Genomic DNA, 15,213 nt, shown 5'->3' with positions numbered 1-15,213 from the left:
CAAGAGTATCGGCCAGCGTATCAACAGGCGTGAATCAACGACGGGACGGCTTTTGCCCGCACGCTCCAGTGCCCTGACATAGCGCCTGACCAGGCTTTTTTGCGGCGGGCATTTGAGCAGGTAGCCCAAGAGCACCGCCGCTTCCTGAAGCAGGCCTCGACGTTGCCCATGGCCGGAGCGATGCATGCCGTGGGCAAGGGGGCGCAACGCGATGCCGAGTTTTTCCAGGCAACGCTCGCTGTCCATCGGCGGCAGATGAAGGAGGGAAAAGATCCGCTCCACGCCCAGTTTTCCGCTCAAGGATCGTCCGAGTATCAGCCGCAACAGCCTGAGCAATGCCACCGGCAGGGGGATTGGCATGCGAACGGCGCGGACCCGGTGCGTCGCAATGGCGCTCAGGAAGCGCCCAAAGGCAATCGGTTTCACGGCGCCCAGCTTGAGGACCTCACCCTGAGTGTCGTCCCGCTCGGCGATGGCCAGTATCGCGGCCGCGAGGTCGTCGACATGGATGGGCTGCACGCAAGGCGCCGGCAAGAGGATCGGAATGAACGGGCTTCGGCGAACCAGCCCGGTCAACAGACCAAAGAGCCCGCATTCGGGACCGCCGTACACTTGCCCGGGGCGGATCACGGTCCCCCCGGCGGCAAGCACATGCTGCTCGATACGCCACTTGGTCCGGCCATAAACGCTCGGGGCCGTGGCCTCGGCGGTTTGGCTGGAGATGAAGATGAACCTGGCCGAGTCTTGTCGGGCGCAATCCATCAGCGCCACGGCCGCGTTTATTTCAGCGTCCGCGTTAGTGTCAGTATCGGGTGATGTGTCGGCCGCCAGATGGATCAGCGCCTGAGTGCCGGCCGGGCATTCGGGCGCCGGGCCCCGCAGGTCATAAGGCAGCCAGGCGTAGGTGGCGGGGCACCGCTGGCGGGTGGCGCAAACGACCTCGTGTCCCTTTGTGGCCGCGAGAGCACTCAAGCGTAGTCCGATGTAGCCGGTCGCGCCGGTGATCAGTAGCTTCATGGTCGTGCGCCTTCGGCTCGGTCAGCGGGAGCCGGCGGGTGCGTATCGGTACGAAACACGAACCGCTTGCTGATCCAGTAGGTCAGCGCCACGCAGATCACGTCGCTGACAAGTTTCACCGGGACAGGGTTGTCGATGAGGTACAGCCCCGCGCTGAGCAGCGCCGAAGCGAGCGGAATATTAATGGCGAGCAATGAAAAATAGCGCAGCGCTTGAGCCTTGCTGCCGACGCCTGTCGACTGGAACGTGAAATGCCGATGCGAAAAGAACGCGAACGTCCCGGCCACGACTTTGCCGGCGACGTTGGCCAGCACGGGTTGATTATCGAATAGCGCGAGCAGCAGCAAAAACGTCCCCATGTCCAACCCATAGGCCACAAGTTGGATGGCGCCGTATCGGATAAAGGTCAAGACGTCCTCCGGATCACCACGATGTGGTGCAAGGCCAATATCCGGCGCAACGGATACAGCAGTTTTTCGATGACCTTGAGCACAGGGATGAATACGTCAGGCAACAGCTGACGAAAGTTCAGGCCGCCGGAAATCAGGTAACGCAGGTAGTTGCCACAGATTTCCTGATGGACGATCTCCAGGCCCGGGTACTTGTGCTCGAACGCCTGCCGGTCGCGAACGAAGACGATGTAGCTGAGGGCCTGGTTGGCGCCGTTCATGGGGCCGGTCGCCGGTGTCGTCCAAGAGCGGAAGTGCATGTCGAAGCCTTCGGACTTGAACAGGCGCTTATAGAGAAACGCGGCAAAGGGTCCGTGAAAGGGCTCGATCAGAATGGCCCCGCCGCCGATCCTGAGTGTCCTTTCCAGCTCCGTGAAAAACCGTTCGGGATGAGGAAAGTGGTGGAAACAGTTCTGGCCATAAAAGGCCCTCACCGAATCATCGTCCAGGCTCATTGCCTGGGCATCGAGCGCCATGTCGAGTTTCTCGCTCGCGACAACGTCCGTGGCCAATACATCCGGGTACGAATCGCGCATGGGCGCGATGCCCGCTCCCAACTCCACCTCAAGACCCCCGACCTGGAAATAGCGGTCTGCCAGTCGACGGAACGCGTGGTGGAACTCTACGAAGACGTCCCGAAGCATTTGCTTGCGCTCAAGCACTTTGCCGTGAAGTTCGAGGCGTTCGCAGCCATCGACATCCAGCGTCTTGAGCGACGGGTCGGATAAAAAATCTCTTAGCGCCTTAATGACTTTTCCTCCCGCAATGAAGTGGTCCTACGCCTGGAATGCCGAGGTCGGTTGGGTACCGAGGCGATGTCGTAACCGAGAAACGCCATGATCAATTGCAGCCCCATGAGCATCGGCAATGCGCTGAGCATCACGGTGCCGGCTGGCGTCGCGACGCCATGCTGCGCCGACTCGAACCAGTGGTAACTGCCGAACAGGACGCCGAACAGGAACATCAGGATGCCGATCGGCAGCTCGATCGAAGCCAGGGACATGTCGCGCAAGTAGTAGTTGTAGAGCACGCGCTTGGTGAAATTGCGCAGGTGCTTGAAGAGGAATTCGCCGACGATCTTCGAGATCTTCAGGTGACTGACCTCATCGCCGTAGCGGGCTTCCATCGGAATATCCACCACCACGGCGCGCACGGTGTTCAGGCGGAACAGGATGTCGGTCTCGAAAAAATAGCGTTGGCTGACCTTGTCCAGGGGCAGCAGCCTGGCGACGTCACGGTGAATCGCGGTATAGCCGTTGGTCGGGTCGAACAGATCCCAGTAGCCCGTCGACAGTTTGGCCATCAACGACAACACGGCATTGCCGAACAGACGAATTCGCGGCATCGACTGGACTTCCTCCAGGTCGAAAAACCGATTGCCCTTGGTGTAGTCGGCTTCACCCGCCAGGATAGGCTCGATAAACAGCGGAATCAGGGTCGGGTCCATCTGACCGTCGCCGTCGACTTTGACGATGATACTCGCGCCGTCAGCGAGGGCTGCTCGATAGCCGGTCATGACCGCACCCCCCACACCTTTGTTGATGTCATGGGGCAGCACCTTGACCCGGGGGTCGTTACAGGAGGCCAGGACATGCCCGCCTGAACCGTCCGGGCAGGCATCGTCAATGACATAGATGCGCCAGACCTCGGGGCCGATGGCGTCGATGACGCCGCCGATGTGTGCGGTGACCCGATAGCTGGGGATGACGACGGCAACGCGCAGTTCATCCGTGAAAATCGCTGTTGTTGTGTTCATCGATTCGCCAACTATTGCCTGAATGAAAGTGATTTGAACTCCAGGGGAGTGTCGGTATGCCCGGACGCATAAATGACCGCGGACGTGGCATTAGCCGGGGCAATGACACTCATCTCATGAGTCTCCCAGTGCGTGGTGCAATCAAACGTTTCGATGCTGGTGCTGATGAAGTTGCCTTGGTCGTCCATCCAGTTGGTCTGGATTCTTCCGGTGGTCGCTGCCTCCGTGCAGCGTGCGGACACACTGTTGATGTAGGTCAGTCCCGGCGTGACTTCGACGCGCTGTGTGGCGGGTGTGTTGACGTTGACGGTGAGGATCTTGCGCAAGGTGTCATAGGTCGAGGGTGACAGCAGGTTCCAGCCCTCGAGGCTGGACAGGTCCGGATTGAGCAGGAGCTCGTAGTGGGTGGCGTTGAGTTTGCGCAGGTCCAGGTTACCCAGCCTGGAATACGACGTGGACACGGCGAGCAGGCGGTCGAGTTGCGCCTGGGGAAGAGACTTGAGGTCGATCACCAGCCAGTTCACCTGGCGCTGGCGCAAGCGCCGGGTAAGCTCCGCTGGCGAGGTCGCTGCGTCGAATTCGCCCTTCCACTTCAGGTTGTACCACGATGCGTAAAGGGCATCGCCACGCAAACCCGCCATCAAGGGCGACGCAAAAACCGCCACGGGCTGATAACCGCTGTTCAAGGCGTTGACGGTGTCGACCATTTTCCGGATCGGCAGGCGCTCCAGCAAAAAGGCGTCCCGACCGGCCTGGCTCAAGAGTGCCGAGGGTTTGATTTCGCCATAGTAAGTCGCGGCCTGGATGAAGCGGGTATTGGCCAGGACCAACACGGCACCGGCCGCGATGGCGAGGCCGCGGGGGAAGGCCCTGGCGTCGGAAAACGGCAGGGCGAGGATCACCGAGAACAGCGCGAAGGAGGGGAATACATAACGCAGGTAGGCCGTTGACTGGAACGTCATGAACATCGCGCCGGCGCCGACCAGGAGGATATAGAGGGCCTTTTTGTTGCCGCTCAGCAGCACGGCGACGGCCGCTGTGGGTAGCAGCAGCCACTGGAAGCCCGCGGCGCCGACCCGCCCCTCGATGAACTGCGGCGACTGGAAGACCATTCGATAGAGGGTGTCCCAGGTCATTCCGGTACCGAAAGTGGCGGGCGGTTCGAAGTTCATGTCCGGCCAGAGCGGCGAATGGAAAACCCCGTTGAAAAACGGGAACACCGGGTTACCGGTCAAGTACCCGGCACAGACGTAAGGGGTAGCACCCGCCAGCAGCAGGCCGGCGCTGCCGAGCATGAGGGTCTTGGCGATGCCTCTCACGGCCCAGGCCTTGTACTGCAGCAAGAGGACCAACAGCAGGACCGGCAGGACACTCAGCGTCACCGCCTTGGTCGCCATGGCGAAGCCCAGCAGGACACCGGCCAGGACCAGTTGCGACAGGCGTTCTCGAGGATCCGCAGTGAAGCCCGAGACCTTCAGGATCGCCAGGGTCCCGGCCAGCATGAAGGCAGTCCACGCCGATTCTATGTGCAGGCTGCTGCTTTCAGCGAAGGCGAGGGGCGTCGACAGAAAGATCAGGCTTGCCCAGCGAGCGCTCGTGGCGGAGCCCCCGGCCCAGAGGGTCATGTTGCGAATCTGCCACGCCACCAGCAAGGCGAATGCGCTGTTGCTCAGGCGTGACGCCGTTTCGCCCGCCAGCATATAGACGATGCTATAGATCCAATCGGCCAGCATGGGCATGACTGCCCACACATAGGTGTTGGCATCGAACGACCATTGGTGCCGCTGGGCCAGGTGTGAAGGGACGAAGAGGTGCATGGCCAAGGCGTCGTGGCCGACCTCCGGCATGAAGGCTACCAGCACGTAGAGGCAGGCGAACCCGCCAATCAGTACATCGAGCCCGGTTTGCAGGGGCGTATGTGCCGAGCGGGTGGTCTGGATTTGTGCCAGCAGTTCGCGACCTATCGACAGGACCTGTTTGCGCCCCAGTACAAGCGGCACTGCCAGCATCGCGCCATACAGCCAGGGATAGTTGATCGGCATATACGCAGCCAGGCCTGTCAGCGTACCGAACGTGCCGGTGCCCAGCAGCAGATGGATGCTCCAGTCGGCCGGATTTTCTTGCCTGAGCAGCCACCGGCCGAGCACGGTGGCAGACAGCGCGAAGACCGCGACGACAACCAGCGGCCAGAGCTGCGCGCAAGCAATGGTCAGGCACGCCAGCAGGCCAAGGCAAAGAATGATCGGCGGCTTGCGAGTGAAGGCGGTAAGGGCCGCCAGGACTGCCACTGACAGCAGTATCGTGCGGCTACTGCTGTTCATGGACGCCAGTTCAAGCGTCGAAAAACCGTACACGCCGACCGCCGTACTCGCCAGTAAAACCAACAGCACCACTGCGTATTTCAGGCTGAATCTGGGCAAAATATCGTCTCGGCTGAAGGACCTTCGCTTAAGGCGTTTCTCGATCCATTGTGGCGAGGGAGCTTGCTCCCGCTGGGCTGCGCAGCAGCCCCAAAAGCTGAATGCAACCTACCTGGCACGCTGCGGTGGCCGGGTTCAGGGCCGCTGCGCAGCCCCGCGGGAGCAAGCTCCCTCGCCACGGTTGGTCAACGCTCGTAACCCGCGTTGCATCCAAGAGGGGCCTATACATCTCGGTATGTGTGCGGAACCCAGGATCCCCATTTGTTCTCGTAGATCGCCCGGTTCTTCTCGAAAAGTGCCTGTTTTTTCCTTGCACCCAAGGTGTTGAACGAGGCGGACAGGTGGTGATGGACGAAGACGTCTTCGGCGCAAGCCGCGCGCAGGCCGCGACGCTGCACGCGGCGGCAGTAATCGTCATCCTCGAAGAACCCCAGGCCGTACTCCTCGCACAGACCGCCGATCTGCTCGTAGGTCGAACGCGGCAACATCACGCAGAAAAACGCCAGGGTGTTGATCTCGAACCACTCGCCCATGCGGGACCGGGTCATTTGCGCGGCTTCGGCGGGCATGTCTTCTATCCGGCCATAACGGGTGCTGACTTTGGCTTCGTTGCCGATGTTGTTGGTGATCGGGCCGATGATGCCGATTTCCTTGTGGTCTTTCAGATGACGGATCAAACCCTTGATCCAGCCGGCGGTGACGACCGTGTCGTTGTTCAGGATGACCAGATAGTCGCCACTGGCCGCTGCGAGGCCCTGGTTGTTACCTGCGGCGAATCCCTTGTTGTCTGGATTGAGGATGACAATCCGCTCGGGATGTCCCTCGGCCCAGGCTGTGAGATAGGCCGGGGTCTGGTCGCTGGAGCGGTTATCGACAACGATGATTTCAAGGTTCGGGTACTGGCTCTGGGTCAGCAGGCTGTCGAGGCAGGCCTTGGTCAGTTCGAGGTTGTTGTAGGTCAACACCACGACGCTGACCTTTGCCACGGGTAACGTCGCGATGGCCTTGCGCAGGCTGGCGGCCCGATGCTGCCAGGTCTGGCCCTGGGCGAACGATTGACGCGCCTTTGGTGTTGCGCCGACCTCTGGCAGAGCGTCGAGTACACCGCGTATGGCCGAGATGAACTCAGTCGGCTGTTCGACCGTCCAGACCAGTTTGCCGAACTGGCTCAACTCCGGCAGTTTCACCGAGACCACCGGTTTTCCCGCACTCAGGTATTCATAGACCTTGACCGGATTGGTGGCGAGCGTCAGGGGCATGACCTTGAACGGGAGCAGGCAAACATCCATGGCGTAGAGGTAGTAGGGCAGGGAGGCATACGGGACTTCGCCCTCCAGGACCACATTCGGGCAGGCCTTGAAATATTTTTTCGCCTGGACGATATCGCTGCCGATCAACAGGATCAGATGCTGCGGGAAGGACTGGGCGACGCGCTTGACCAGTTCCAGGTCGAACCATTCGGCGATGACGCCGTAGTAGCCGATGATCTTTCTGTTGGCCGGGTCGCGGTAGATCTTGTCGGGACGTTGGCTGAAGAAACCGTATTCGCAGGCGTTGCGGATCACCTCTACGTTGCGGTTTTCCCGCTTGCCGTGTTGTTCGATCCAGTCGGAAGTCGCCACCAGTAGATCGGCCCGGCGCATCAAGGCGATTTCCAGGTCGAGCAGCTCCTGGGCAACATTGCCGAAACCTTCATGATGATCCATGCAGTCATAGACCAACGTGGCGTTGGGGACACGTCTTGCCAGCGGGAACCAGTAGGCGTGCTGGACGATGCAGTCCGCGGCACCGCCGTTCGCCGCGTCCAGCAACATGGCCAGGCCCTGGCACAACTGACGGATCGCTGCGGCTGACGGCGGGGCGTGATAAATGGCCGGTGCGCCGCGCACCTTGAAACGGATCTGGAACAGCCGCTCGGAGCTTTCCAGGCGCTCCGCCTCGAAGCCAGGAGCGTCATCGTCGATAAAGTGGTTGGAAATATAAAACGTCGTTTGTCCCGCCCGGGCCAATTCCTTGGCCAGGTTTTGTGGCCGCTGGATGCGAAAGTGCCAGTCGATTACACCGAACATCAGGATCATCGGCTGCCCGTGACTGGATGGCACGGCAAGGTCAATCGGTGGTGGCAGGGGTTGCAGGAGCACGAGGCTTGGGGGCGCCGATGATTCGCCGGGTGTCGCCCCGGTGCGTTTCAACCAGCTTCGAAGCCGCTGGGCCAGCCTGCTTTTCCGATGTGCCGGGAGCGGCAACCAGGCGTAGATCCGCCGCGATAATTTATACAGCTGCTTGCGTATCGAATAACGCAGCGGTGCACGTTCGATGGCGTTGCCCCAGTCAGAAAGCTTGAACAGCTCAGTCTGTTTCGCCGCCAGTTGTGCGCGTAAATCCACCGCCCAATCCGACAGCTCTACCGCTTGGCGTTCTTTTGCCCGGAGTAACGCCTGGGTGTCCCTGAGGCGCCGTTCGGTCACCTGCAATTGCTCGTGCAATCGCCCGGCCTTGCCTTCTTGAAGTGACAGGCGAGCGCGAAGCGCTTGTGAGCCCAGGTTCAGTTGTTTGATCAGGCGATCTCGATTGTCGATTTCCTTGACCAACTGCAAGGCTTCAATGGATCTGGACTGTGTAGAGCGAGTCAGTTGGTCAATGCGATCGACAAGATGGTTGATCTGATCCATGCGTTCTTCCGGTTCCTTGGTCATTACGGCAACGCACCCCGGGGTCTTTCAGGATCGTTGTCGACTTCAATTACCAGACAGGCCCAGGCTCCAGCCGGGCCATTAATCATCTTAGCGGCTGCTGGACGACGCGCCACTTCGATAGGCTCATATGACATCGGCAAAGCCTTTGCGTGTCCTCTGGAACCAGGCAAATCCGGCACAGGCAATCAGCAAGGAAACGGCAGAATAAATCGCCAGGTGCGCCCATTGCGGCGGCCTCCCCCAGAACAGTACGTCACGAACCATTTCCACCGGCAGCGTCAGGGGGTTGGCCTGCAACGCGGCCTGATAGCTTTGCGGAAGTATCGAGAGGGGATAAAAAATCGGCGAGAGAAACAGCATCGCTGTAATGACAATGCCGATGAACTGGCCAATGTCGCGCAGGTATACGCTTATCGAGGCGAGAAACCAGGAGATCCCCAGGGTTAACAACACCAACGGAAACAGCACCAATGGCAGCAGGAGCGCGGTTATCGGAGGGGTTCCGAACAGGACGATATAGAAGATCAGCCAGGCCAGAATGCTGACCGCCATGTGGAACAGCGCCGCGCCGAGCGACACCATCGGCAGGGTTTCCAGCGGGAACACGATCTTCTTGACGTAATTGGTATTAGCCAGCACCAGGCCCGGCGCGCGGCTCAGGCATTCGGAAAACAGGTTGAACACCAGCAAGCCTGCGAACAGCACCAGGGCGAATTCGCTCTTGGACTCACCACCACCCGACCAGCGGGCCTTGAAGACAACACTGAAGACGAACGTGTACACAACCAGCATGAACGCGGGGGTGAAGAACGACCATAGGATACCAAGCATCGAACCTTTGTAACGACCGATGATCTCCCTGCGGATCAACACGTAGATCAGGATTCGATTGACCAGCACACTCTTGATCATGGTGGCAGGGGACGTGCTAAACGACTGCATCGGTACGGGGGCCTCAAGACGATAATTCGACGCTCGTTGAATCGCGTCCTCATGGAGGGTAGGCCAAGTTCAGGGCATTCGAAGTTTTTTTCCTCATCTGTGCTTAACTCATTGGCAGTGCCCAGCGAAGGACTGATTCAGTAGCGCCGCTAATGGTCGTGATTCATGGAAGGGCTTTGCCGATGTCGTTTGAAGTGGCCATAAGCGCCGAGAACCTGAGCAAGTGTTATCAGATCTACGATGCACCCAAGGACCGCCTGTTGCAGATGCTGGTGCGCGGCAGGAAGCGTTTCTACCGCGAGTTCTGGGCCCTGGACGATGTTTCCCTGACCATCGCAAGGGGGGAGACCGTCGGCATCATCGGCCGTAACGGCAGTGGCAAATCCACCTTGTTGCAGCTGATCTGCGGAACGTTGATGCCGACCCGGGGCAGTGTCCGCGGGCATGGCCGGATTGCGGCGTTGCTTGAGCTCGGGTCGGGCTTCAATCCGGAGTTCAGCGGCCGCGAGAACGTCTATGTGAACGCGGCGGTGCTGGGTTTGAGCCGCGCGGAAATCGACGCACGCTTCGATGACATCATCGCCTTCGCCAACATCGGCGACTTCATCGACCAGCCCACCAAAATCTATTCCAGCGGGATGCTGGTACGGCTGGCGTTCGCCGTTTCGGTCTGTGTGGAACCGGAGATCCTGATCGTCGACGAGGCCCTCTCCGTTGGCGATGCATCGTTTCAATTCAAATGCCTGAACCGGCTGGAAGAGCTGGCTGCCAAAGGCACCACGCTGCTGTTCGTCTCCCACGACATGAGCATGGTCAAACGGTTTTGCCACCGGGTCATCTATCTGCGCGCAGGCCGCGTCGTTGCCAGCGGCTCACCCGATGAAATGGCCGAGTTGCACTTGCTCGACATGCGTGACGAGCAACGTCGCTGGGCCAGTGGCGGGGCCGTACCGGTTACACAAAAGTCCTTTATTGGCGGTCAGCAGGGGATGGCCTTTGGAACCGGGGAGGGCCACATCAGCGCTGCCTGCTTCACCAACACCCAGCAGCTTTCGTCGAGTTACCTGTATGGCGACGACATCGAGATTCGCGTCGAAGCGCTACTGCATGAGTCGATCACTCAACCCAACATCAGCTTCACCATTCAAGAGGCGAGGCTGTTGGTGATCGGCGGGGGCAACTTCGCCCTGCAACCGGGGCCGGTCGAAAACGGCTGGCGGCGTACGGCCATCACGGTGCGCTTCCCGGCTAACCTCGCCGAGGGGCGTTACCACGTCACGCTCAAGCTGTTGCATGGCGCGACGGAAGACACCTCGCAACTGATCGAGAAACAAGTCGCGCCCTTGGCGTTCGACATGTTGCCCAGCCACAAGCATTTCCTGGGCATGGTTGACCTGGGATTGCACAGCGTTGAACCGCGAACGACCGAGTCGTTTCCCAAGACCTGCGGGATTCCAGCAGAGAAGGACCTGGCGGAACACCTGGATCAGCGCACGTGGCAGGTGGCTATCTTCGGCACCTTCGACGTAGAAAACTATGGTGACCTGCTGTTCCCGATCATCGCCGAGGCGGAGCTGGCCCGGCGCTTGGGTTCGGTCAATCTGCAGCGGTTTTCCTATCACGGGAAAACCCCACCCGAATGGCCCTATGCGGTGACGTCGCTGACAGAACTGCCCGCTGTAGCGGCAAGCCTGGATGGCGTATTGATTGGCGGTGGTTTCCTGATCCGATTCGATAAAGTCGTTGCCCATGGCTACGGTCCGACCACCGCCGACATTCATCACCCTACCGGTTATTGGCTGACCCCCGCGCTCATCGCGCTGCAGCATGCGGTTCCGGTCATGTGGAATGCACCGGGGATGCATTGCAACAGTATCCCCGATTGGGCCAGGCCGTTATTGACGATGGCCCTCGAGCAGAGCCGGTACGTGCGCGTCCGTGATGCCCTGTCGCGCGATACCCTCGGCGCGCTCAGCCAGCAAGTCGAGATCGAAGTGCTGCCCGACACCGCGTTCGGCTTGCCGCGCCTGATCGATGAGCAGCGGCCCTCGGCCGATTTTGTTCGCCTGCGCGAGCACGCCGGGCTGACCGGACCGTACATCGTGATCCACGCCATCCATGTGGTGGAGTCCTTTGTAAAACTGTTCGAAGACCACCCCGAGGCGTTCCAGAGCTACCAGTTCCTGGTGGTGCCGATTGGCCCGGTCCTGGGTGACGATCCGTCAGTCATTGCCGGGCGCCTGCCTGGGGCCATCACGTTGCCGTTCTGGCCGGAGCCGTTGCTGATGGCCGAAATTCTCAGCCAGGCCCAAGCGGTGATCGGCCATAGCTATCACCTGGCGATCACCGCCCTGGCGTTTGGCGTGCCGGTGTTTTGCTCGGCGGACCTGACCACGGGCAAGTACACGGCGCTGGCTGGGTTCGACACGCTGCATGCGTTGCCGAACGTCGCGACGGTCGATCCGCAATGGTTCCTCGCCCGCGTGGGCAAGACCCGTGCATCGCCCGCGGCGCGTGCGGCGGCGGACCAGTTGGTGGAGCATTGGGACCGGGTCGCTGAGATCATTCGCCAAGGTAAAACCGCGTCGCAGCCGGTGCTGGGGGCTTTTCTGCAGCACCTGCCGAATCTGCTCGAAGCCGCGGCCGAGACGTGCGACCCAGTGCCGGCTGAATCGCCGGTGAGTCCGGTCATGCCTGTGCCGCAGATCAACGAACCCGCGCAGGAACTGGCAGCACGGGAGCTTGCCCAACAGCAACGGATCGTCCAGCTCCGTGAGCAACTGGCCCGCAGCGATGCGAGGATGTGTGAGCTGCAAAATTCCAATTCTTTCCGCATGACCGCGCCACTGCGTTCCATCGCCCGTGGTATCAGAAACCTGACAGCGAACAAGAACCGACAATGCTAGATCTCTCTCGTCTCACGCCAGCGGCGCTAAAGCATCAACCGTTCTCATGGGCTGAAATTGGCAACCTGTACTCGACCGAGGATGCCGCCGCGTTGGCGGCGACCTTTCCTCATGATCATTTCAAGACGGTGAGTGGTTATGGCGGCGAAAAAAACTACGACTACGAGGCTCGTGCCTTGCTGGGCATGGGCACCGATAGCGTCGCTTTTGCGCAGGAGCTGAGCGAGGCATGGTTGCGGCTGGCGCAGGATCTTGGCTCGGCTGGTTATCGCGAAGCCATGTCGCAAATGACCGGAATCGATCTGCGCAGCGTGCCGATGGAGGTCAATGTCTTTCATTACGGTCCCGGTGCGAGCCTGGGTGCCCATCCGGACCTGCCCGATAAACTGGTCACCCATATCCTCTATTTCAATGAATCCTGGGACCGCAACGACGGCGGTTGCCTGAATATCCTGCACCGCAACGATCCCAGCGCAGTGGCGGCCGAGATCGAGCCCCTGGTGGGTAATTCAGCGATCCTGGTACGCTCGGATAATTCCTGGCATGCCGTCACGCCCGTGGTCAGCGGCTGCCATTCTTCCCGTCGCAGCCTGACCGCAACGTTCTATCGGCCGGGCTCGTGCAGTTCCATGTGGCCGCCGGATGACAGCACGCCGCTGCATCGGTACCCGCATGCTTGAGCCTGACAGCAGCTTGATCGACCGGGACGCCGCCTTGGCTCAGCGAGATGCGGCCGTCAATGAGCGCGATACCGCGCTGGCGAAAGTCGACTTCCTGCAAAACACCCGTTCGTGGCGTTTCACCCGGCCACTGCGTACGCTGTTCCGAGTGCTGCGTTATGGGTTTGCCGCCACCCGGGAGTTTCCCGAAACGCCCCCGGCAATCGTCTACCCGGCAGCGCCGGAACCGTTGCCGAAGGTTGAGGTACAAGCGGATTTCGCCAGCAGAGGGCAGCTGGATATTCTCTGCTTCGCCAATATCGACTGGGCCGCGCGCTACCAGCGACCACAGCAGCTGATGAGCCAGTTCGCGAGCAATGGTTATCGGGTGTTTTATATCGTTCCTTCCAGTGTGCCGGAGCAGGGACAGCTTTATCGGGTGACCTCAGTGGCGTCCAACCTCTTCGAGGTGGCGCTGCATCGCGATGTGCAAATGGCCTATTACGAAAAGATAGTGACGCCCGAGAACCACCAGGCTTTATTGCGTGCCATCGCTGCGTTGGTCGCCGATATGCAGATCAGAACCGCCCTCTCGGTGGTGCATATCGCTTACTGGAGTCCTGTAGTACTGAGCCTGCGTACGCTGCATGGCTGGCACATTCACTATGACTGCATGGATGACTGGGATGGTTTTCCGAACATCGGCGAACAACTGCTGAGCGAGGAAAAGACGCTGATTGCCCAGGCCGATCTGGTGACCGTTTCCGCGGCGTTGCTTTACCAGAAATGGTGCGCCCATAACCCTCGCTGCGTGCTGGTACGAAACGCGGTGGATTTCGCTTTTTTCCATCAGCATTGTTTTACCAATGATGTGCTGAGCGGGCTGGTCGGCCCGGTGATTGGCTATTACGGCGCCTTGGCTGAATGGCTCGATTATCCACTGCTAGCGGCGTTGGCGGACCGGCGGCCGACGTGGAATTTCATCCTGGTGGGGGATATTTTCGTCGAGGACCTGGCGGGGCTCGAGCACAAGCCCAACGTGCGTTTGCTGGGCCGCAAACCGTACACCGACATGCCGCTGTACCTGGATCATTTCGATGCGTGCCTGATTCCCTTCAGACTCTACAACGTGACCCATGCGGTCGATCCGGTGAAGTTCTACGAGTACATCAGCGCCGGCAAGCCGGTGATCTCCACGCCACTGGCGGAGATCGCCATCTACAAGGACCTGTTGTACTTCGCAACCGGAGTCGATGAGTTCATCGCGCAGATCGAGCGTGCCCTGGCCGAGCGCGATCTGGCCCTTTACAAGCGGCGCGTGGAGCTGGCGCGGGCCAACGATTGGAAGGATCGATTTAATAGCATGCAACTTGCTATCGTCGGGCTGTACGAGAAAGTCTCCATTGTGGTCGTGACGCACAACAACCTCAATCTGACGATTCAATGTGTAAACAGCATTCTGCGTAATACTACCTGGCCCAATTACCAGCTGATTGTCGTCGACAACGGCTCGAACGATGGTACGCAAGACTATCTTGCACGCCTGGGCCGCGAGGTACCGCCCACGAAGATCATCCTCAACCCGGACAACCGGGGCTTCGCTGCGGCGAATAACCAGGGTTTACGAGAGGCCGACGGCGACGTCCTGCTCTTGCTCAATAACGACACGGTGGTGCCGGGCGGTTGGCTCGATCCGCTGGTCAGGCATTTGCGCGATCCGAGTATCGGCCTGGTCGGGCCGGTCACGAATGCGGTAGGAAACGAAGCGAAGATCGAGATTTCCTATACCGACATCCAACAGATGCAAGCGTTTGCAGACCACTACACCGAAGCCCGTAAAGGGCAGTCGTTCGATATCTCCATGCTCGCAATGTTTTGTGTCGCCTTTCGCCGAACCACCTTCGATGAGGTGGGGTATCTGGATGAAGCGTTCGGTATCGGGTTGTTCGAGGACGATGACTACAGCCGCCGCGTCCAGGCTGCCGGCTACCGGACGGTCTGCGCCGAAGATGCGTTTATCCATCACTACGGGCAGGCCTCGTTCAGGAAGCTGATCGCCAGCGGCGAATATCAGGCGCTCTGGGATAAAAATCAGGCGTACTTCGAAAGCAAGTGGGGGACGTGGCAAGCCCACGTACATCGCGACGAGCCCGGCGCGGCAAAGGATGGGAAGGGCTAGGTCGGGATAAGGCCATCACCCTCGACATCCTCGTCGCCGGTAACACCGCCATCGCCAGCAAGCTCGCTAGCACATTGAATTTTCGGCAGCCGCAAAATGCATCTACGCCGCATCCCCTCTGTGGGAGCGAGCCTGCTCGCGAAATGGCCGGCCCATCCAATATCTTCGTTGATTGACACGCCGCCATGG

At 60.0% G+C, this 15,213-nt stretch carries 11 protein-coding genes and 1 pseudogene; 4 read left to right on the top strand and 8 right to left on the bottom strand.

Annotated elements, in window-relative coordinates; translation table 11 throughout:
- The 7 genes from ACE04F_RS02825 to ACE04F_RS02795 form a co-directional block, all read right to left on the bottom strand.
- Window positions 1-1,017 (bottom strand): SDR family oxidoreductase (locus ACE04F_RS02825; RefSeq protein WP_486104683.1); only part of this gene is annotated, 1,017 nt, incomplete at its 3' end.
- Window positions 1,014-1,427: a GtrA family protein gene (locus ACE04F_RS02820; RefSeq protein ID WP_486104681.1), complete on the bottom strand. Its 414-nt coding sequence runs from the start codon at window positions 1,425-1,427 to the stop codon at window positions 1,014-1,016. The genes ACE04F_RS02825 and ACE04F_RS02820, both read right to left, overlap by 4 nt.
- Entirely contained in the window at window positions 1,424-2,002 is a 579-nt protein-coding gene (locus ACE04F_RS02815) for a class I SAM-dependent methyltransferase (protein WP_486104679.1), read from the bottom strand. The genes ACE04F_RS02820 and ACE04F_RS02815 overlap by 4 nt, the downstream gene beginning before the upstream one ends.
- Before the next feature lie 200 nt (window positions 2,003-2,202).
- A complete protein-coding gene (locus ACE04F_RS02810) occupies window positions 2,203-3,222 on the bottom strand; it encodes a glycosyltransferase family 2 protein (protein WP_486104677.1) in 1,020 nt (339 codons plus the stop codon).
- An 11-nt stretch (window positions 3,223-3,233) separates the two neighbouring features.
- Window positions 3,234-5,642 carry a phospholipid carrier-dependent glycosyltransferase gene (locus ACE04F_RS02805; protein ID WP_486104675.1) on the bottom strand — a complete coding sequence of 803 codons (2,409 nt, stop codon included), beginning with the start codon at window positions 5,640-5,642 and terminating at the stop codon, window positions 3,234-3,236.
- 221 nt (window positions 5,643-5,863) lie between these two features.
- Window positions 5,864-8,314: a glycosyltransferase gene (locus tag ACE04F_RS02800; RefSeq protein WP_486104673.1), complete on the bottom strand. Its 2,451-nt coding sequence runs from the start codon at window positions 8,312-8,314 to the stop codon at window positions 5,864-5,866.
- A gap of 147 nt (window positions 8,315-8,461) precedes the next feature.
- The gene (locus ACE04F_RS02795; RefSeq protein WP_486104671.1) at window positions 8,462-9,280 is read right to left on the bottom strand and encodes an ABC transporter permease; all 819 of its coding nucleotides are present in this window, start codon (window positions 9,278-9,280) and stop codon (window positions 8,462-8,464) included.
- A 182-nt stretch (window positions 9,281-9,462) separates the two neighbouring features.
- Between ACE04F_RS02795 and ACE04F_RS02790 the strand changes: the two are divergent.
- The 4 genes and pseudogenes from ACE04F_RS02790 to ACE04F_RS02775 form a co-directional block, all read left to right on the top strand.
- Window positions 9,463-10,689 (top strand): annotated as a pseudogene (locus ACE04F_RS02790) (ABC transporter ATP-binding protein); the annotation flags it as partial.
- Window positions 10,666-12,186 carry a polysaccharide pyruvyl transferase family protein gene (locus ACE04F_RS02785; protein ID WP_486104978.1) on the top strand — a complete coding sequence of 507 codons (1,521 nt, stop codon included), beginning with the start codon at window positions 10,666-10,668 and terminating at the stop codon, window positions 12,184-12,186. The pseudogene ACE04F_RS02790 and the gene ACE04F_RS02785, both read left to right, overlap by 24 nt.
- Window positions 12,180-12,866 (top strand): 2OG-Fe(II) oxygenase, encoded by a 687-nt coding sequence (locus tag ACE04F_RS02780; protein WP_486104669.1) that lies wholly within the window; start codon window positions 12,180-12,182, stop codon window positions 12,864-12,866. The genes ACE04F_RS02785 and ACE04F_RS02780 overlap by 7 nt, the downstream gene beginning before the upstream one ends.
- The gene (locus tag ACE04F_RS02775) at window positions 12,859-15,024 is read left to right on the top strand and encodes a glycosyltransferase (protein ID WP_486104976.1); all 2,166 of its coding nucleotides are present in this window, start codon (window positions 12,859-12,861) and stop codon (window positions 15,022-15,024) included. Before ACE04F_RS02780 ends, ACE04F_RS02775 begins: the two co-directional genes overlap by 8 nt.
- Here the strand turns inward: ACE04F_RS02775 and ACE04F_RS02770 are convergent.
- Window positions 15,021-15,213: hypothetical protein (locus ACE04F_RS02770; RefSeq protein ID WP_486104667.1), on the bottom strand; the 193-nt coding region annotated here is incomplete at its 5' end. The two genes, ACE04F_RS02775 and ACE04F_RS02770, sit on opposite strands and share 4 nt — an antisense overlap.

It is taken from the genome of Pseudomonas sp. AGC41 (assembly GCF_057334555.1).
This window is presented reverse-complemented; position numbering and strand designations above follow the sequence as displayed.

What these genes read in the sequence shown, in the direction of transcription:
- ACE04F_RS02815 (WP_486104679.1), bottom strand. Translation starts at nt 2,002, where the DNA reads ATGCGCGATTCGTACCCGGATGTATTGGCCACGGACGTTGTCGCGAGC.
- ACE04F_RS02800 (WP_486104673.1), bottom strand. Translation starts at nt 8,314, where the DNA reads ATGGATCAGATCAACCATCTTGTCGATCGCATTGACCAACTGACTCGC.
- ACE04F_RS02785 (WP_486104978.1), top strand. Translation starts at nt 10,666, where the DNA reads ATGGTTGACCTGGGATTGCACAGCGTTGAACCGCGAACGACCGAGTCG.
- ACE04F_RS02775 (WP_486104976.1), top strand. Translation starts at nt 12,859, where the DNA reads ATGCTTGAGCCTGACAGCAGCTTGATCGACCGGGACGCCGCCTTGGCT.
- ACE04F_RS02810 (WP_486104677.1), bottom strand. Translation starts at nt 3,222, where the DNA reads ATGAACACAACAACAGCGATTTTCACGGATGAACTGCGCGTTGCCGTC.
- ACE04F_RS02780 (WP_486104669.1), top strand. Translation starts at nt 12,180, where the DNA reads ATGCTAGATCTCTCTCGTCTCACGCCAGCGGCGCTAAAGCATCAACCG.
- ACE04F_RS02795 (WP_486104671.1), bottom strand. Translation starts at nt 9,280, where the DNA reads ATGCAGTCGTTTAGCACGTCCCCTGCCACCATGATCAAGAGTGTGCTG.